The sequence below is a fragment of the Xanthomonas sp. WHRI 7064 genome (genome assembly GCF_040202355.2).
GTDB classification, from domain to species: domain Bacteria; phylum Pseudomonadota; class Gammaproteobacteria; order Xanthomonadales; family Xanthomonadaceae; genus Xanthomonas; species Xanthomonas arboricola.
The window spans coordinates 1,625,277-1,643,354 of record NZ_CP167821.1 but is presented as its reverse complement, the minus strand read 5'-3'; the positions used below and the strand labels follow the sequence as shown (position 1 = coordinate 1,643,354).

Genomic DNA, 18,078 nt, shown 5'->3' with positions numbered 1-18,078 from the left:
GGCCGCTCCTTTGCACTCGGGGCGATGTAGCCGGCATGCGAACCGCATACCGACGCACGCCTCGGGCATCAGGTCACCTTTTTGGCGATCGTCATGCCGAGCACGAACAGCACGATGGCGATGATGATGCCGGCCCAGAACAGGAACTTGGCAATCCCCATTGCAGCGCCCGCCATGCCGCCAAACCCGAGCGCACCGGCAATCAGTCCGATGATGGCGAAAATAATGGCCCACTTGATCATGTTTGTTGTCTCCTCATCCGGCACGGTGCCGTGTTCAGTCGTGTGCTTGCGCAGTCGTGCCGCAAAACATGCGCTGCACGCTACGCATCCGGATGTGCCGCATTCGTGAATACGCCTGACACATGACGCCACAATCGCGCGTGCAGATTCGCCAGCAGCGCCTGCATCGGCGATCATGCGCAGCTCGCAGCAATCGATTGGCATGGACACTCTTCGCTATCTCGCCGGTTACCCGCCCGCAGTCCTGGATCAGGTGCGCGAGCTGATCGCGCAGGACAAACTTGCCCTGGTGCTGGCACGCCGCTACCCGGATCGCCACAGCATCCGCACCGACCGGCAGTTGTACGACTACGTCAAGGCCATGAAGGAGCGCTACATGCGCTCCTCGCCCACCCTGCACAAGGCGCTCTACGACAACCATCTGCAGGTGGTGAAGCATGCGCTGGGCACGCATACGGCGATCTCGCGCGTCCACGGCAGCCGGCTCAAGGCCAGCCGCGAGATCCGCATCGCCTCGATCTTCCGCGATGCGCCCGAACCGTTCCTGCAGATGATCGTCGCCCACGAACTGGCGCATCTGAAAGAGGCCGATCACAACAAGGCCTTCTACCAGCTGTGCAACCACATGAGCCCGGACTACCACCAACTGGAGTTCGACCTGCGCCTGTATCTGACCCACCTGGCGCTGTCCACGGACGCTTGATCGCGCACCGACTAGACGAGGCAGCCCATCGCCGCGACCACTCGTCCGTGGCGACCGGTCGCCCGCCGGGGACGCGCGACCTGCACTGATCTCGGCGAGCCCGCCATCGACCTACGCGAGCCGCAGCGGCGCCCGCCTGGGATCAGGCACGACAGGGTTGCCGGCCTCTCCTAGAATGCCTCCATGCAGGCACCGTCCCTCCAGCAGCTCACCCAGGCCGCACAGACCGCCCACCCCGCAGCAATGACGGCGCTGGCACATGCATTGGTGCGTACCGGGCAGCCCGAGCAGGCGCTGGCGTGGTACACGCGCAGTGCGGCCGCAGGCGATGCCGGCGCGCAAATCGAAGCCGGCCGCATGCTGGCCTACGGTGTGGGTTGCGAGGTGGACCTGGCCCGTGCGCAGGAGCATTGGCAACACGCCGAGCGCCAGGATGTTGCGGCAGCGCGCTATCTGTTGGCGACCGTGGCCATCACCGACGCCCCGTTGATGCTCGACACGCAGGCGCAATCCCGCTTGCATGCAGCGGCCGCAGCCAACTACCCGCCTGCGCTGCGCGCGCTGGCCATCCAGCACGGCCGGATCGATCACCCCGCGCAGCAACGCAGCTGCGTTGCCTTGCTGGAGCGCGCCGCCGCAGCCGGTGACGCATTGGCTGCGGCGCTACTGGCCGAGCGCCTGATGCGTGGCGAAGGCGTCCCGCCGCAACCCGACGCCGCGGCGCAGCTGCTGCGGCAATTGCAGCCGCTGGGTATCGCCGCGGCGCCTGCCGTGCAGATCACACCGCCGGATCCGCTCGGCGACGACCCGCGCATCCGTTTCGCTGCCCGACATGTCGCAACGCGCCGCCACGATGCGCCCATGATCGAAGAAGTCTGCGGGGTGCTGTCTGCCGACGAGTGCCGCCTGTTGATGTTGCTGGCGCGGCCGCACCTGCGCGCCTCCGAAGTGGTCGACCCCGACGATGCGAGCACGCGCCGCGCGCCGATCCGCACCAGCCGCGGCGCCACCCTGGACCCCATCCTCGAAGACTTTGCCGCGCGTGCGGCGCAGGCGCGCGTAGCGGCCTGTGCGCAGCTGCCGCTGACCCATGCCGAAGCGCTGTCGGTGCTGTGCTACGCGCCGGGTGAGCAGTACCGCGCGCATCGCGACTACCTGCCGCCCGGCACGATCGCCGCCGACCGCCCCACTGCCGGCAATCGCCTGCGCACCGCCTGCGTCTACCTCAACGATGTCGAGGCAGGGGGCGACACCGACTTCCCGGTCGCGGGCGTGCGCGTGCGTCCACGTGCCGGGTCGGTGGTGTGCTTCGACAATTTGCATGCCGATGGCCGCCCCGACCCCGACTCGCTGCACGCCGGCCTGCCGGTCAGCGCAGGAAGCAAATGGCTGGGAACGCTGTGGTTCCGGCAGCAGCGCTATCGGCATTGGTGAACAGATTCATACACTAGCCCCCGCCGACGTGGTTTAAAATGTTGCAGCGCGACGTGATCGGACAGGGTCTGCAGACGTCGCGTTTTTGTTTCCCATTGCACGGGTTCCGGCCCGGCCTCAGGGAAGGCACATCACGCAGCCCCGCGGAGCCTTCGATGCTTTTCGAAACCCTCGACACCACCGGCCACGAGCAGGTGATTTTCTGTCACAACCGCGACGCCGGCCTGAAAGCGATCATCGCGTTGCACAGCACCCGTCTCGGGCCCGCGCTGGGTGGCGTGCGCATGCGCCCCTACCCCAACAGCGAGGCGGCGCTGGACGATGCGCTGCGGCTCAGCCGCACCATGACCTACAAGAACGCGCTGGCGGGATTGAATGTCGGTGGCGGCAAGGCGGTGATCATCGGCGACCCAAAGAGTGACAAGAGCGAGGCGCTGTTCCGCGCATTCGGCCGTTTTGTCGACACCCTGGGCGGGCGCTACATCACCTCCGAAGACGTCGGCACCGACGTCAACGACATGGAACAGATCTACCTGGAGAGCGAGTACGTCACCGGCGTGCACCAAGTGCATCGCGGCTCCGGCGACCCGGCCCCGTTCACCGCCTATGGTGCGTTGCAGGCGTTGATGGCCTCGCTCAATCGCAGGCTCGGCCACGAGGAAGTCGGCAAAACCAGCATTGCGATCCAGGGCCTGGGCCACATCGGCATGGAGCTGGTGAAGCTGCTCAAGGAACGCGGCGCCAAACTCTATGTGGCCGATCTGAACCCGGCGCTGGTAGATCGCGCGGTGGCCGAATACGGTGCCGAAGCGGTCAGCATCGAGGAGATCTACCAGGTGCCGGCCGATGTATTCGCACCCTGCGCGCTGGAAGGCGCGATCAACGAAGACACGTTGCCGCGGTTGAAGGCCAAGATCATCTGCGGCACCGCCAACAACCAGCTCGCCAGCGCCGCCATCGGCGAAGAGCTGCACAAGCGCGGCATCCTGTATGCGCCCGATTACGTGGTCAATGCCGGTGGCGTAATGAACGTGTCGCTGGAGATCGACGGCTACAACCGCGAACGCGCGATGCGCCTGATCCGCAGCATCTATCACAACCTGGAAAAGGTCTTCGACCTGTCCTCCCGGTTGGGCGTCGCGCCGCAGCAGGCGGCCGACCAGATTGCCGAGGCGCGTATCGAGGCCATCAGCAAGCTCAAACTGCCGCTGGGCCGCACCGCACCGCGCTTCCTGCACAAGCTGCGCGGTGAGTGACCCACCTGTCCAGGCATCTTGCCTGGACAGGTGAACCACCGATCAGACGCGCCGATCAGAAATCGGCGCTGTAACGCAGGCTCAGCGCACGATCGTCACCGCGCTCGCCCACCCGCTGGTCGTAGCCGAAGCGCAACTGGCTCTGCGGCCCCAACGGCGCGGCCGCGGTGATGCCGAACAGACCACCCGAGCGCGCCGGCTGCATGCCGCGCAACGGCGCCCATGCGTCCACGCCGATGAAGCTGGCATCCAGCGTCAGGCCTTCGCTGCTCAACGCCTGCTGCCATTCGGCATAACCGCCGAGCTGCACGCCGCGCCAGCGATAGGACGAACGCAGGCCGGCCAGCACCTGGGTGCGCGCGGAGGTGCTGGCATCGGCACGCAAGCCGAAGCCGTCGCCACCGCTTTCGCGGAATCCCTCGCTGCGCAGACGCACGTAATCCAGCCCCATGTAGGGCGTCAGGCTGGCGCGCGCGCCACCCAGGCGATACCCGGTTTCCAGGTTGCCGCTGAGGTAACTGCCGCTGTAGTCGCTGAAGGCACTGCTGCGGTCTTCGCCCAACTGCAGGCTGCGCTCGATCTGCCGGTTGACGTTGCCGAAACCCAACTGACTCAGCGTGTACGCCGAGCCGAGCGTGGTGCCCCAGTACAGCTGCCCCTGCACCTGCCGATCGCGCCCGCGTGCACCGTCCAGATCGCCCAGGCTGTTGGAGCGCGTTTCGCCGAAGGCAAAGCCGGTGACTGCGCCCGACGCCAGGCGCAGGTCGTTGCCCATCATCCAGCCGGAGGTGGCGAATCCTGCGGTGGTCACGCCACCCTCGCCCGGCCCACCGAGCGCGCGTTGCCAGACGCCCAGCATGCGCGGCTGCTGCGACAAGCCGTCGAAATGTGAGGCCAACGCACGCCGCCCCAGATCGATGGTGTCGAAGGTCATCGCTGCCGACTCGGCATGCGCACGCCCGGACAGACTGCGCAGCGAATCGGCGGCAGCCTTGGCATCCGGCGACTGCTGCAACGCCGCTGCGGCGCGGATGAACCCGCTGCTGATGCCGCCAGTGCCCTGCAATTGCTGCGCATCCACCTGCTGGAACGCCTGCTCGACGCGGATTGCCGAATCCATCGCTGCCGTACCGGTCATGCCCAGCGTGGCGGCGACGGCGGTGGCATTCAAGCTGCGCAAGGCAAGGTAAGCCGCATTGCTGTCGTACGTCAGCGAGGCATCCAGGAAGGTCACCGCCGCGCCGCGGCTGAGCGTATCGAACGTGCCCTGCAACCCGCTGCTGGCCTGCAACAGCGTGTAGGTCGCGTTGTCGACCACGTAATCGCGGCGGCCGAGCACTTGCAGATCACCTGTAATCGTCGCGGTCCCGGTCACGTTCACCCGGTCGCCCACGTTCAAGGCAAGGCGACCGTTGCTGGCCTGGGTGTAATTGCCCGCGATCGACAGCGTCGCACTGTTGACCTGCAGGGTGCCGGCGTTATCGACGCGTCCGCCGATCCTGCCCGCACCGATCAACGTCGCACCATTGGCGATACCAACGCGCGCACTCTGCAGACTGGCCGTCTGCAAGGTGCCGCCCAGCACCTGGGTGTCGCCGTTGAACGTATTGGCGCCACTGCTCAACACCAGCGTACCGGTGCCGCGTTTGGTCAGGCCGCCCGTGCCACTGATGTCGTTGGCCCAGGTGGAACGCAATGTGTTGACGGTGACATCCACCGTGCCCCAATCAAAGCGCGCGGGCCCTAGCACCGCCTTGCCGACATTGAGCAGGCCGTAGCCGAAGGTCGGGTCGACGCCGGCCGCGCCCAGATCGGTGGCCGTTCCCAATAGCGTCTGCCGCACCAGATCGTTGCTGAAATACGGAAACGCCTGCCACACCAGCGCAGCCGCACCGGAGACCAACGGCGCCGCAAACGAGGTGCCGCTACCGTAGAAGTAGCGGATATTGCTGGCGGTCGCATCGGGGTCGAGGAACATCGAGGTGCCCGGCGCCACCAGGCAATAGCGCATCGCCACGCCACAGGCATTGGAGTACGAGGCCAGCTGCGTAGGATTGGCGGTATCCAGCGCAGCGACGACCAGCCAGCCGCGTTCCAGATCGGCGGCCGGCAGCGTGCCATTCGGGCCCGGTTGGCTGGGCAGCGCAGCGGTATCGGACGGTTGCGATCGCGATTCGTTACCCGACGCAAACACCACCAACCCATCGTTGCCGATGACGAACGGCCGGTATTCCTGCGCAATCTGGTTGGTGACCGCCGGGTCGTTCCAATACAGCCCGCCCCAGGAATTGTTCATGATGCGCACACCGGCGCTGATCAGATCGGCATGCACCGGACCCAGACCAAGCGGGCCGTCGACCTCGTTGCCTTCGCCGCTGCCGTCATCGTCCGGTGCTTCGTCGCTGATGATGCGTGCCGACACCAGGCCGGCGCCGCTGGCGATGCCGCCCGGCCATTGGCCCACTGCGCGCCCGGCTGCCAGCTGCGCGACCACCGTGCCGTGGCCCACCACGTCGCCCGCAGCGACGTTGTTGGTACGCGGATCCACATAGATGAAGCTGTTGCTGACTCGTCCCTGCAAGGCCGGATGATTGGTATTGATGCCGGTATCGATCACGCCGATGCGATAGCCCGCACCGGTGAACCCCAATGCCTGCGCAGCGCGTGCGTTGGTCAGCGCCAGATGCGCGTCGAATGCAGGTTCCGGCGTCGTCGGCGGTGCGACCACCGGCGGCGGAGGCGGCGGCGGTGAAGTCGGCGGCGGTGGTGGCGGTGGCGACGTCGGTGGTGGTGCCGTTGGTGTGCTCGGACGAATACCACCGCCCCCACCACCGCCGCCACACGCGGTCAATGCCACGGCCAACGCCGAAGCCAGGACAGTCCTGGCGACGTCTATCTTATTCATTTGGATGTTCTCCCCGAACCCATTCCATGGATAGGGCCCAATCCCGGGCCCGAACGCCGTCTTTATACTGCATCCTCACACGGCTGTCGCAGCTGATTGCGTAGCGAATGTCGCAGCGCCGGGAGCGTGCTGGCGCGAACCGAGCATGAGGCAGATAATCGTTTCACTTTAAACGGTATCTCCTTTATGTCCGACATCGTCATCGTTGCTGCCAAACGCACTGCCATCGGCTCGTTCCTTGGTCAATTCAACGGTGTGCCGGCGCCGACGCTCGCCGCCACTGCGATCCGTGGCGCGCTGGCGCAGTCCGGCGTCGCGCCGGCCGACATTTCAGAAGTCATCGTTGGCTGCGTCCTGCCGGCCAACCTGGGCCAGGCGCCCGCACGTCAGGCGGCGATTGCCGCAGGCATCCCCACCTCCACCGGCGCCACCACCATCAACAAGGTGTGCGGCTCGGGCATGAAGGCGATCATGTTCGGACACGATCTGATCAAGGCAGGCTCGGCCAGCATCGTGGTCGCTGGCGGCATGGAGTCGATGAGCAATGCGCCGCATCTGCTGCCTAATTCGCGCACCGGCAACCGCTACGGCAACTTCCAGGCGGTCGACCACATGGCGTGGGATGGTCTGACCAACCCTTACGACGGCCAGGCGATGGGCGTGTTCGGCGAGGCCACTGCCGAGAAGTTCGGTTTCAGCCGCGCCGATCAGGATGCGTTTGCAATCGCCTCGGTCGAACGCGCGCAGGCTGCCCAGCGCAGCGGTGCGTTCGCCGATGAAATCGTTCCGGTCACCGTGGCCACGCGCAAGGGCGAGGTGGTCGTCGACAGCGACGAGCAACCTGGCAAATCCGACATCGCCAAGATCCCGACCCTGAAGCCGGCCTTCAAGAAGGACGGCAGCGTCACCGCCGCCAGCTCGTCGAGCATCTCCGATGGCGCGGCGATCACCGTGCTGATGGGCGCAGACGAGGCGCAGCGCCGTGGCATCGCACCGTTGGCGCGCATCGTGGGGCATGTCACCCACTCGCAGGAACCTGAGTGGTTCACCACCGCGCCGGTCGCTGCCATCCAGAAGTTGATCGGCAAGATCGGCTGGCAACTGGACGAGGTGGATCTGTTCGAAATCAACGAAGCATTCGCGGTGGTGGCGATGACGCCGATCGCCGAGCTGGGCATTTCGCACGACAAGGTCAACGTCAACGGCGGTGCCTGCGCCTTGGGCCATCCAATCGGCGCATCCGGTGCCCGCCTGGTGGTGACATTGGTGAATGCGTTGCGCACGCGCGGTGGCAAGCGCGGAATCGCGACCCTGTGCATCGGCGGCGGCGAGGCGACTGCCATCGCTATCGAATTGATTTAATTGTTTTTAACGGCGATTTTGCAAAACTGAATGCGCGCACGCTTGACACTGGTCTTTGGACCGTCATCATGTCGGGGGCGCGCAATAGCGCGTTGCCTAATCTAACGACGAGGATTGAAACAATGACCATTAACAAGCTGCTGATCGCAATGGCTCTGGGCCTGGCCCTGACCGCTTGCTCGAAGCCGGAACAGGCTCAGGACGCTGCTGCTTCGGCTAACGAAGCTGCTGCCGACGCTCAGACCGCTGCTGACCAGGCTGCTGCCTCGGGCTCGCAGTCGGCTGACGCCGCTCAGGCTGCTGCCAACACCGCCGCTGCTTCGGCTGACACCGCTGCTGACGCTGCCCAGGCTGCTTCCGGCGCCGCCACCGACGCTGCTGCTGAGCAGGCTGCCGACGCTGCCAAGACGGCTGAAAACACCGCCGAAGCTGCTAAGGACACCGCCGAAGAAGCCAAGAAGTAATCACTTCTTAGCTTCAAGCGAGTTCGGAGAAAGCCGCTGGTTTCCAGCGGCTTTTTCTTTGCCCGCGATTTATAGGCGCCTGGCCAGCGTTGCCTTTCCTGCACCGGAGCGGCTCCCTGTCGCGACGTGCACTGTGCATACCGCCCATTGGCTGAATGGCCGGCCGCGCATTGACGCCGGCTGCATCGGCGCGTGCATAAGCTCGCTCTTCCAACACCGGAACAGGAACAGGACCACCCATGAAGACGATCCGCATGCTGTCGTTGAGCGCCATCGCCGCTCTCACCCTCGCCGCTTGCCAGGGCCCTGACGCCGAGCAGGCGCAACGCGATGCCGCCTCCGCTGCCAAGCACGCTGCGGCTGCGACCGAACAAGCTGCCGATCGCGCCGCCGTGCAGGCCAAGGCCGCCACCGCCGATGCACGCGTGGCTGCACGCGAACTGGCCGCCGATGCGAGCCGCGCAACCGCCAATGCGGCAGACGCCACCGCCGACAAGACCCGCGAGATGGCCAACAAGGCCGAGCAGAACGCCGACAAGCACGATGCCGAACATCCGCAGCATTGATTGACCGTGTGACCGTATCAGCAGTTTGCGAACGCGCCGGCCAAATTGGGCCGGCGCGCTTGTTTCCCGCCAACAGCGACCTCGTGTTGTCGAGGCTGGCAGGCTAGCATTCGTCCATGCCCTCCTCTTTTACTGCGCGCCGCCGCAACCAGCTGGCGCTGGCATTCTCTGCCCTGATCTTCATCGCCATTGGTGTCGGCATCTTTGTCGGTGCCCGCCGCTCGTTGGCCGATGCCGCACTCGTCTCGCATACGCATGAAGTGATTGGCCGGGTCGACGAGATCCAGGCGCGCGTGCTGGACGCCGAATCGGCGCAGCGCGGCTTTCTGCTCACCGGCAACGATGCCTATCTGCTCGACTATCAAACCAGCGTCGAGCGTCTGCCGATCCTGCTCGACAACCTGCGTCGCCTGATCGCCGACAATCCCGGCCAAGTGCAGCACCTGGACACCTTGCAACGGCTGGTGGAAACGCGCCTGCAGCAGATCCAGCACGTGCTCGACGTGTATTCGCAGCAGGGCCTGGAGCCGGCCCGCGCCGGCATCCGGCAGACCGCCTTCCGCACCACCAGCGCGATCCGCGGGCAGGCGCTGACCATGGTGCAACGCGAACAGGAGCTGTTGACGCAACGGGCCGAAAGCAGCCGGCAGAGTGCAGCCTTGCTGCTGGTGCTGGCACTGGCCGGCATCCCGTTCGGGCTGGCGGTGGTCGGCACCGTCTATGCCTTGCTGATGCGCGAACTGCGGCATCGCTCGCAGGCCGAGAAACGCGCAGCGCAAGCCAATCGCGAGTTGGGCGACAGCGTCGTTGCGCTGCAACGCAGTACCGCCGATCTCAATCTGCTCAGCCGCTATACCGGCCTGCTGCAAAGCTGCATCAGCGCAGAAGAGGCGCTGATGGTGAGCAGCCGTACCCTGGCCAGCCTGCTGCCGGGCGTTGCCGGAAGCGTGTATCTGCTGCGTGCCTCGCAGGATCGCGCCGAAGCGATCAGTCACTGGGGCGAGCCGCTGGTGCACAGCGCGCCGCATCTGTTGCCCGAAGAATGCTGGGCGCTGCGCCGTGGTCAACCGCACATCGTCGACGACCTGGGCCGGGATGCGCTGTGCGCGCATATCGGTGCGCCCGAGCACGGCAGCGCCGTCACCACCGCCTGCCTGCCGATGTCCGCGCAAGGCACCCAGCTCGGCTTCCTGTTCCTGTCTTCGCCGGGTCCGGGGCCGATGCCCCGCCTGGAAATCGCCGAGGCGGCTGCCGAACAGCTGTCGCTGGCGCTGAGCAATCTGCGCCTGCGCGAATCGCTGCGCCGGCAGTCGATTCGCGACCCACTGACCGGGCTGTACAACCGCCGCTATCTGGAAGAATCGCTCAGCCACGAACTGGCGCGCTGCGCACGCCGCGGCCTGCCGTTGTCGGTGCTGATGCTGGACGTGGACCACTTCAAGCAATTCAACGACAGCCAGGGCCACGCCGGCGGCGATCTGCTGCTGGCGGCGCTGGGCGAGTTGCTGCTGACCCGGCTGCGTGCCGAAGACGTCGCCTGCCGCTACGGCGGCGAAGAGTTCACGGTCATTCTTCCCGAGGCCGATGGCGTCGAGGCACTGCGTGTGGCCGAGGACATCCGCGGCCATATCGCGGCCCTGGCAGTCAGCGACGGCCCGCGCTCGTTGCCGCGGGTGACGGCCTCGATCGGCGTGGCCAGCTTCCCGGTCGATGGCGAGCTGGGAGCGAGCCTGATCCAGAAGGCCGATGCGGCCCTGTATGTCGCCAAGCACGGCGGTCGTAACCGGGTCGAGCGGCATGGCGCCGCCACGCCCGCAGTGGACTGAGCACGCACGCCATCGGTGCTGGTTTGCGTAACCCGTCACACAAAAGATCGGTCCGCGCGGCGATAGTCGGTTTTGACCCCGAGCGAGGCAGTCCGATGTCGATGTGGCGCGATCAAGGTCCCAACAAGAAAGACGGCGTTCCCGCAGCCCCTGAGGTCCCGGCTGCCGATGGGCGGCTGTTCACTGCCGAGGCCAGCCCGGCACCCCCGGTGCCCGCCGCCGCGCCACCAAGCGCCGCACCCGCAGCGGCCACACCGCAGCGCCAGAGCGAGGCCAAGGAATCGCTGATTGCCGCCGACATCAGCATCGAAGGCAAGATCGAGGGCGCCGGCCACGTGCGTCTGGCCGGCCGCTTCAAGGGCGATGTCAACGTCAAGGGCGATCTCACCATCGAGCGCGGCGCCAAGCTCAACGGCGGCGTGCGCGCCAACAAGGTGATCATCGCCGGAGAGCTGGAGGGCAATATCGAATCGGCCGCGCAGGTGGAGCTGCAGACCTCCGGCGTGCTGGTCGGCGACGTCAAGGCCGGCAGCCTGACCGTGGCCTCGGGTGCGCGCATGCGCGGCCAGGCCGATTTTGGCTGGGGCGAGGACACCGGCAAGCCGGTCGTTGCGGCCAAGCCGGTCGTCAGCGGAGACAGCGACGCCACATGAGTGCGCCCCGCCCGGGCACGCCCGGTGCCACGCGCAGCTGCCCGCACTGCAAGGCGACGATCCTGGAAAGCGCCAGTGTCTGCCCTGCGTGCAAGCACCACCTGCGCTTCGACTCGGCGGCGGCGCAGCACGCACAGCCGGCACCGATCGTGCCGCTCAAGGTCGACGGCACCATTCGCCATCCCGCCGATGGCGATCCATGGGAATACACCGTGGTGGTGGTGGTGCGTAACGGCAAGGGCGAGGAGATTCGGCGCCAGGTCGTGGATGTCGGCGCAATGCAGGGCGGCGAGGAGCGCGGCTTTACGCTGGCGGTGGAGGCGACTGCGGTGCGTTCGCCTGGGCGGCGGTCGCGGCATTAGCGGTTGGGGCGGGGAATCGTGAATCGGGAGTCGGGAGTCGGGAGTCGGGGTGGATGATGCGGGCCAGCGCCTGCGTGGTGTTCGATTTCCGAGTGCTGACTGATTATTCGATGCGCAACGGTGCGAGCTGGCGGCGGGCGTGCTGCATTGACGGCCAGCTCACGCCACGCCAGGCGCTTGATCGATTCGATGGCCTTGCCTTGATCGCGCACTGGCTCGACTAGCGATTGCGATCTGCAGGCCTTGCCGCAGTGGTGCGTCGATGCGTGCCATTCCCATTCTCAGGATCTGCACACCGGCTTGGCCAGAGTTGCCGCATGCGCAACGGCAACGGACAACTTGGCGATCTGGTGGTGCTTGGCCCTGAAGGCCTGTATTGCCCGCAGGGCGACTTCCATATCGATCCCTGGCGGCCGGTGCCACGTGCGGTGATCACGCATGGGCATGGCGACCACGCACGCAGCGGCATGGGCGAATACCACTGCACGCATGAGAGCTTGCCGATCCTGCAGTGGCGCCTGGGCGAGCAGGTCTATCACACGCATGCCGACGGCGAAGCCTTCGACCTGGGACGCGCGCGGGTGTCGTTGCATCCGGCCGGGCATGTGCTCGGCTCGGCCCAGGTGCGCATCGAGGTGGATGGCGAAGTCTGGGTTGCATCGGGCGACTACAAGCGCCAGCACGATCCCACCTGCAAACCGTTCGAAGTGGTGCCGTGCGACACCTTCATCACCGAGGCGACCTTCGGGCTGCCGGTGTATCGCTGGCCGGATACCGCCGATGTCGCGGCCGACATCGTCGCCTGGCGACATGAATGCGCCGAGCGCGGCGAGGCCGCCATTCTGTATTGCTATGCCCTGGGCAAGGCGCAACGCGTATTGGCGGAATTGCGCGCCTGGGATACGCAACCGGCCTTGCTGCATGGCGCGATTGCGGTGGGCGTGGAGGTGTATCGCCAGGCCGGCATCCCGATGCTGGACACCCAACCGGTCAGCGACCATGCGCGTGGCGCCGACTATGCGGGGCAATTGGTTCTGGCGCCGCCATCGGCGGCCGGCAGCGCCTGGATCCGTCGCTTCCGGCACGCGCAACAGGGTTTCGCATCGGGCTGGATGCGCATTCGCGGCAATCGCCGTCGACGCAATTACGACCGCGGTTTTGTGGTGTCCGATCATGCCGACTGGCCGGACCTGCTGCGCACCATCGAAGACACCGGCGCACGGCGGGTGATCGCCACCCACGGCAACACCGATGCCCTGATTCAGCACCTGCTGGAACGCGGCGTGGCTGCCGAAGCCTTCCGTACCGATTTCGGAGCCGAGGAATGAACCCCTTGCCTGCACGTCGTTATGCGCGCGCGCGCCCACGGATCCGCTTGACCGGCGCACTCGCGTTCCGTCGCCACGCATTGGCGTTTCGCGTGCACCGCGCATTGCCGGCGGCGGTGATCGGGCCGCCACGGCCCTACCGGCGCCCGCGCTGCCTGGGCGCATTTACGCGGCGCGCGCTGGAACTGCGTGCTGCCGACAACCGCACCAAGCTGCAGGGCCCGGCGTGAAGCGATTTGCCGCGTTGTACCGCACCCTGGATCGCAGCACCGGCACGCTCGACAAGCGTGCGGCCTTGGTCGCGTATTTCCGCAGTGCGCCGCCGTTCGATGCGGCGTGGGCGCTGTACCTGCTGGCCGGTGGCAAGGTAGCCAGCACGCGCATGCGCATCGCCAGCAGCGGTGAACTGCGCGAATGGATCACCGACACCGCCGGCATCGCCGACTGGCTGGTGGCCGACAGCTACGACCATGTCGGCGATCTGGCCGAGACCCTGGCCTTGTTGCTGGACGACCCGATCACCGAAGCGGCCGATCTGCCGCTGGCCGAGTGGATCGAACAGCGGTTGCTGCCGATCGCCAACCAGGACGTGGAGGTGCGCAAGGCCTGCATCGTGCAGGCGTGGCGCAGCCTGGCCTTCGACGAGCGCCTGGTGTTCAACAAACTGCTCACCGGCGCCCTGCGCGTGGGGGTGTCGCAGCGACTGGTGCAGCAGGCGCTGGCGGAGATGTCCGGGATAGAGATCGCGCGCATTGCACAGCGCATGCTCGGCAGCTGGCGGCCGCATCCGGGCTATCTGGCCACCCTGCTGACCGCCGAAGAATTGCCCGGCGATCGGCAGCAGCCCTACCCGTTCTTTCTCGCCTCGCCACTCGAAGCGGATGTGGCAACACTGGGCGCGGTCGATGACTGGTTGCTGGAATGGAAGTGGGACGGCATTCGCCTGCAGCTGATCCGGCGCGCTGGCGAAGCGGCGTTATGGTCGCGTGGCGAGGAACGCCTGGATGGCCGTTTCCCGGAGATCGAACAGGCCGCGCTGCAGTTGCCCGACGGCACGGTCATCGATGGCGAGCTGCTGGCCTGGCAACCGGAGCAGCCCTTGCCGATGCCGTTCACCGCCTTGCAGACGCGCATCCAGCGGCTCAAGCCCGGGCCGAAGACATTGGCGGCGGCGCCGGCGCGCGTGGTCGCTTACGACTTGCTCGAACTCGATGGCGAGGACTTGCGCGAGCGCCCCTTGCAGGAGCGTCGCGCATTGCTGGAAGGCGTGCTGAGCACGCTCGCCGACCCGCGCATCGTCGCCTCGCCGCTGGTGCAGGCCGGCGACTGGCAGGCGGCCGCGCAGCTGCGCCTGGATGCGCGCGAGCGCGGCGTGGAAGGGTTGATGCTCAAGCGCGCCAGCTCCAGCTACCAATCCGGCCGCCGGCGCGGCGACTGGTGGAAATGGAAGATCGACCCGCTCACCATCGATGCGGTGCTGCTGTACGCACAAGCCGGCCATGGCCGGCGCAGCACGCTGTATACCGACTACACCTTCGGGCTGTGGCACGAGGGCCAGCTAGTGCCGATCGCAAAGGCCTACTCGGGGCTGGACGACAAGGAGATCCTGCAACTGGATCGCTGGATCCGCGCCAATACCACCGAACGCTTCGGCCCGGTGCGTGCGGTCACCGCGCACCATGTCTTCGAACTGGGGTTCGAAGCGGTCAACCGCAGCGCGCGGCACAAGTCCGGCATTGCGGTGCGCTTCCCGCGCATCCTGCGCTGGCGACAGGACAAGCCGATGAGCGAGGCCGACCACCTGAGCAGCCTGCAGGCGCTGGCACGGTGAGTGCTGCGGCGCAGACACGCGGCACGCCCTTGCAACAATGGCGTGCCTGGTTCGCGCAGCGCGGTTGGGCGCCGTTGCCGTTTCAACGCGATGTGTGGAAGCGCTATCTCGCAGGCGAGTCCGGCTTGCTGCATACGCCCACCGGCAGCGGCAAGACGCTGGCAGCCTTTGGTGGGCCGCTGCTGGAGGCCTTGTCCACGCGTGGACGCAAGCCGGCGAGCAAGCCCGCCACGGCCGCGCGACGCCAACAGCAGCGCACGCTGCAGGTGCTGTGGATCACGCCCCTGCGCGCACTCGCCGCCGATACCGCACGCGCGCTGCGCGAGCCGGTGGAGGCCCTGGGGCTGGATTGGCAGGTGGGCCTGCGTACCGGCGATGCCAGCGCGCGCGACAAGCGGCTGGCGCGCAGCGGCAAGCTCGATGTGCTGGTCACCACGCCCGAATCGCTGGCCTTGCTGTTGTCGTATCCCGACACCGCGCCGCAGCTGTCGGCGCTGCGCTGCGTGATCGTCGACGAATGGCATGAGCTGCTCGGCAACAAGCGCGGCGTGCTGCTGCAGCTGTGCCTGGCGCGGCTGCGCGGCTGGGCGCCGGAGCTGCGCATCTGGGGCCTGTCGGCAACGCTGGGCAACCTAGCGCAGGCGCGCGACGTGCTGTTGCCGCATCGCCCCGATGCCGCGCTGGTGTCGGGCGTCAAACCCCGCGCGATGACCCTGGAGACGCTGCTGCCCGACAGCGGCGAGCGCTTTCCGTGGGCTGGGCATCTGGGCCTGGCGCAGCTGGCGCGCGTGCTGCAGAAGATCATGCAGCAGCGCACCAGCCTGGTGTTCACCAATACGCGCGCCCAGGCCGAGTTGTGGCATCAGGCCTTGAGTGCGGTGTGGCCGGACGATCTGGTCACGCTCGCGTTGCATCACGGCTCGCTGGACCCGTCCCTGCGCGCGGCGGCCGAACAAGGCCTGCGCGACGGCAGCCTGCGTTGCGTGGTTGCCACCTCCAGCCTGGACCTGGGCGTGGATTTCCCGGCCGTCGATCAGGTGCTGCAGGTCGGCAGCCCCAAGGGCATTGCACGCCTGCTGCAACGTGCCGGCCGCGCACGCCACCGTCCGGGCGAATCCGGGCATGTGGTGTGCGTGCCCTCGCATGCGCTGGAACTGGTGGAATACGCTGCCGCGCGGCGCGCCATCGTGCATGGCCAGATCGAGGCGCGGCCGCCACCGCGCCTGTCGCTGGACGTGTTGGCGCAGCACTGCGTGACCCTGGCATTGGGCGGCGGTTTTCAGGCCGATGCCTTGTTCGAGCAGGTGCGCGGCACCGATGCGTTTGCGGCACTGGACCACGCCACCTGGCAGGCGGTGCTGGATTTCATCGTGCAGGGCGGCAGCGCGCTGGCGCATTACCCCGATTTCCACAAGGTCGTGCGCGACGAAGAAGGCGTGTACCGGGTCATCGACCGGCGCGTCGCGCTGCGGCACCGCCTGTCCATCGGCACGATCACCAGCGACGGCAGCGTGCGCGTGCAGTTCCTGCGCGGCGGCCGCCTGGGCGCGGTGGAAGAGCAGTTCGTCGGCCGCCTGCGCCGTGGCGATCGTTTTCAGTTTGCCGGCCGTTTGCTGGAGCTGGTGCGGCTGGAAGACATGACCGCCTACGTGCGCGTGGCCAAGGGTGGCAGCGGCGTGGTGCCCAAATGGATGGGCGGGCGCATGCCGTTGTCGTCGGCCCTGGGGCGCGAGGTCGAAGCGGTGTTTGCCGATCCCGGCGACGCGCCGGAAATGCAGGCGCTGGCGCCGTTGTTGCGCCTGCAGGCCTCGCTGTCCTCGCTGCCCGGCCCGGACCATTTAGTGGTGGAAAGCATCAAGGCGCGCGATGGCCGGCACGTGTTCGTGTATCCGTTTGCCGGCCGCCAGGTCAACGAAGGACTGGCCGCGTTGCTGGCAGCGCGCTGGGGCCGGCGTCAACGCAATACCTTCAGTTTTGCTGCCAACGATTACGGATTCGTACTGTCGCCTGCGCAGGATGTGGAACTCGATGCGAACGTCTTGCAGGCGCTGCTGTCGCCGGAGGGCCTGTTTGCCGATCTGCGCGACAGCCTCAACCTGGGCGAACTGGCACGCCGCCAGTTCCGCGAGATCGCGCGCGTGGCCGGCTTGCTGTCGCCATCGCTGCCCGGCCGTGCACCACGCAGCCTGCGGCAGCTGCAGGCCTCCAGCGGATTGCTGTACGACGTATTGCAACGTTTCGATCCCGATCACCTGCTGCTTGCCCAGGCCGAGCGCGAAGTGTTCGAAGGCCAGCTCGAACTGGCGCGGCTTGCGCATGCACTGGAAGATTGCGCGCGGCGCGAACTGCGCCTGTGCAAACCGCGCAGCCTCACCCCATTGTCGTTTCCGTTATGGGCCGAACGCGTGCGCGGCCAACTAAGTACCGAAGACTGGAAGGCCCGCGTGTTGCGCGCTGCCGAACAACTGGAGCGTAAACATGGGCGATAGCGTGCAACTGCAGCTGGCCGGCGAAACAGTGGAACTGCTGGGCGAACGCGCGCTGTATCGACCGGCGCAACGCGCCTTGCTGATCGCCGACCTGCATCTGGGCAAGGCCGATGTGTTCCGTCGCGCCGGCATCGGAATGCCGGCTGGCGGCACCGCGCACGATCTGGAGCGGCTGGATGCGCTGCTGCAACAGCGCACGGTGGACGCGTTATGGATCCTCGGCGACCTGCTGCACGGCCCCGTACCGCGCGCGGCCTGGCATCGCCGCTGGAGTGCATGGCGCGAGCGCCATTGCGCGTTGCGCGTGATCGCCATCCGCGGCAATCACGATCGCGCATTGGTGGGCGCCGACCTGCACATCGAAGCGGCCGGCGAACAGGTCGAAGATGGCCCCTTCGTGCTGCGCCACGATCCGCTGCCGCATCCGACCGGGCACGTGCTGTGCGGGCACCTGCATCCGCTGGCCGCGCTGCCCGGCATGTCGCGTCGCTGGCCGGCGTTCTGGTTGCGCGAGCGCGTCACCATCCTGCCGGCGTTCTCGCATTTCACTGCGGGCATCGTGCCAACGCTGGTCGAAGGTGAGCGCCTGGTCGCCTGCGTGGAAGAAGATGCGCTGGCATTGCCGGTGCGTTAGCGGGCGCAACACTACCTGGGCCG

17 protein-coding genes are annotated in these 18,078 nt (G+C 66.9%); 15 read left to right on the top strand and 2 right to left on the bottom strand.

The features are described from left to right. Positions 1-68: 68 nt before the first annotated feature. Positions 69-242, bottom strand: coding sequence for a DUF1328 domain-containing protein (locus ABQY74_RS07050; protein ID WP_003489471.1), 174 nt, complete (start codon positions 240-242; stop codon positions 69-71). Between the two features lie 175 nt (positions 243-417). On the opposite strand from ABQY74_RS07050, the gene ABQY74_RS07045 reads away from it, so the two are divergent. The 3 genes from ABQY74_RS07045 (at position 418) to ABQY74_RS07035 (ending at position 3,635) form a co-directional block, all read left to right on the top strand. Continuing rightward, a complete protein-coding gene (locus tag ABQY74_RS07045; RefSeq protein WP_039520180.1) occupies positions 418-945 on the top strand; it encodes a M48 family metallopeptidase in 528 nt (175 codons plus the stop codon). A 183-nt stretch (positions 946-1,128) separates the two neighbouring features. Then, the gene (locus tag ABQY74_RS07040) at positions 1,129-2,379 is read left to right on the top strand and encodes a 2OG-Fe(II) oxygenase (RefSeq protein WP_104624283.1); all 1,251 of its coding nucleotides are present in this window, start codon (positions 1,129-1,131) and stop codon (positions 2,377-2,379) included. A 155-nt stretch (positions 2,380-2,534) separates the two neighbouring features. Further along, positions 2,535-3,635: a Glu/Leu/Phe/Val dehydrogenase dimerization domain-containing protein gene (locus ABQY74_RS07035; protein ID WP_024938010.1), complete on the top strand. Its 1,101-nt coding sequence runs from the start codon at positions 2,535-2,537 to the stop codon at positions 3,633-3,635. Positions 3,636-3,690: 55 nt separating this feature from the next. On the opposite strand, the gene ABQY74_RS07030 is transcribed toward ABQY74_RS07035, so the two are convergent. Next, the gene (locus ABQY74_RS07030) at positions 3,691-6,540 is read right to left on the bottom strand and encodes a S8 family serine peptidase (RefSeq protein WP_349793880.1); all 2,850 of its coding nucleotides are present in this window, start codon (positions 6,538-6,540) and stop codon (positions 3,691-3,693) included. 186 nt (positions 6,541-6,726) lie between these two features. Between ABQY74_RS07030 and ABQY74_RS07025 the strand changes: the two genes are divergently transcribed. The 12 genes from ABQY74_RS07025 (at position 6,727) to pdeM (ending at position 18,055) form a co-directional block, all read left to right on the top strand. After that, entirely contained in the window at positions 6,727-7,902 is a 1,176-nt protein-coding gene (locus ABQY74_RS07025) for a thiolase family protein (RefSeq protein ID WP_047125720.1), read from the top strand. Positions 7,903-8,024: 122 nt separating this feature from the next. Continuing rightward, positions 8,025-8,366, top strand: a complete 342-nt coding sequence (locus ABQY74_RS07020) for a hypothetical protein (protein WP_016904096.1) — start codon at positions 8,025-8,027, stop codon at positions 8,364-8,366. Between the two features lie 239 nt (positions 8,367-8,605). After that, positions 8,606-8,932 (top strand): hypothetical protein, encoded by a 327-nt coding sequence (locus tag ABQY74_RS07015; RefSeq protein ID WP_016904095.1) that lies wholly within the window; start codon positions 8,606-8,608, stop codon positions 8,930-8,932. A 116-nt stretch (positions 8,933-9,048) separates the two neighbouring features. After that, complete coding sequence (locus ABQY74_RS07010; protein WP_349793882.1) at positions 9,049-10,758, top strand: diguanylate cyclase; 1,710 nt, start codon at positions 9,049-9,051, stop codon at positions 10,756-10,758. A gap of 95 nt (positions 10,759-10,853) precedes the next feature. Beyond that, entirely contained in the window at positions 10,854-11,411 is a 558-nt protein-coding gene (locus tag ABQY74_RS07005) for a polymer-forming cytoskeletal protein (protein ID WP_039809913.1), read from the top strand. Beyond that, positions 11,408-11,773 (top strand): hypothetical protein, encoded by a 366-nt coding sequence (locus ABQY74_RS07000; protein WP_016903723.1) that lies wholly within the window; start codon positions 11,408-11,410, stop codon positions 11,771-11,773. Before ABQY74_RS07005 ends, ABQY74_RS07000 begins: the two co-directional genes overlap by 4 nt. A 53-nt stretch (positions 11,774-11,826) precedes the next feature. Further along, positions 11,827-11,997, top strand: a complete 171-nt coding sequence (locus ABQY74_RS06995; protein WP_184231156.1) for a hypothetical protein — start codon at positions 11,827-11,829, stop codon at positions 11,995-11,997. A 93-nt stretch (positions 11,998-12,090) separates the two neighbouring features. After that, entirely contained in the window at positions 12,091-13,101 is a 1,011-nt protein-coding gene (locus ABQY74_RS06990) for a ligase-associated DNA damage response exonuclease (protein ID WP_349793884.1), read from the top strand. Then, positions 13,098-13,331, top strand: coding sequence for a hypothetical protein (locus ABQY74_RS06985; RefSeq protein ID WP_039528398.1), 234 nt, complete (start codon positions 13,098-13,100; stop codon positions 13,329-13,331). The genes ABQY74_RS06990 and ABQY74_RS06985 overlap by 4 nt, the downstream gene beginning before the upstream one ends. Further along, positions 13,328-14,932 carry an ATP-dependent DNA ligase gene (locus ABQY74_RS06980; protein WP_349793886.1) on the top strand — a complete coding sequence of 535 codons (1,605 nt, stop codon included), beginning with the start codon at positions 13,328-13,330 and terminating at the stop codon, positions 14,930-14,932. The genes ABQY74_RS06985 and ABQY74_RS06980 overlap by 4 nt, the downstream gene beginning before the upstream one ends. After that, positions 14,929-17,421, top strand: coding sequence for a ligase-associated DNA damage response DEXH box helicase (locus ABQY74_RS06975; protein ID WP_349793888.1), 2,493 nt, complete (start codon positions 14,929-14,931; stop codon positions 17,419-17,421). Before ABQY74_RS06980 ends, ABQY74_RS06975 begins: the two co-directional genes overlap by 4 nt. After that, positions 17,411-18,055: a ligase-associated DNA damage response endonuclease PdeM gene (pdeM, locus tag ABQY74_RS06970; protein ID WP_047125727.1), complete on the top strand. Its 645-nt coding sequence runs from the start codon at positions 17,411-17,413 to the stop codon at positions 18,053-18,055. The genes ABQY74_RS06975 and pdeM overlap by 11 nt, the downstream gene beginning before the upstream one ends. Positions 18,056-18,078 lie beyond the last annotated feature (23 nt).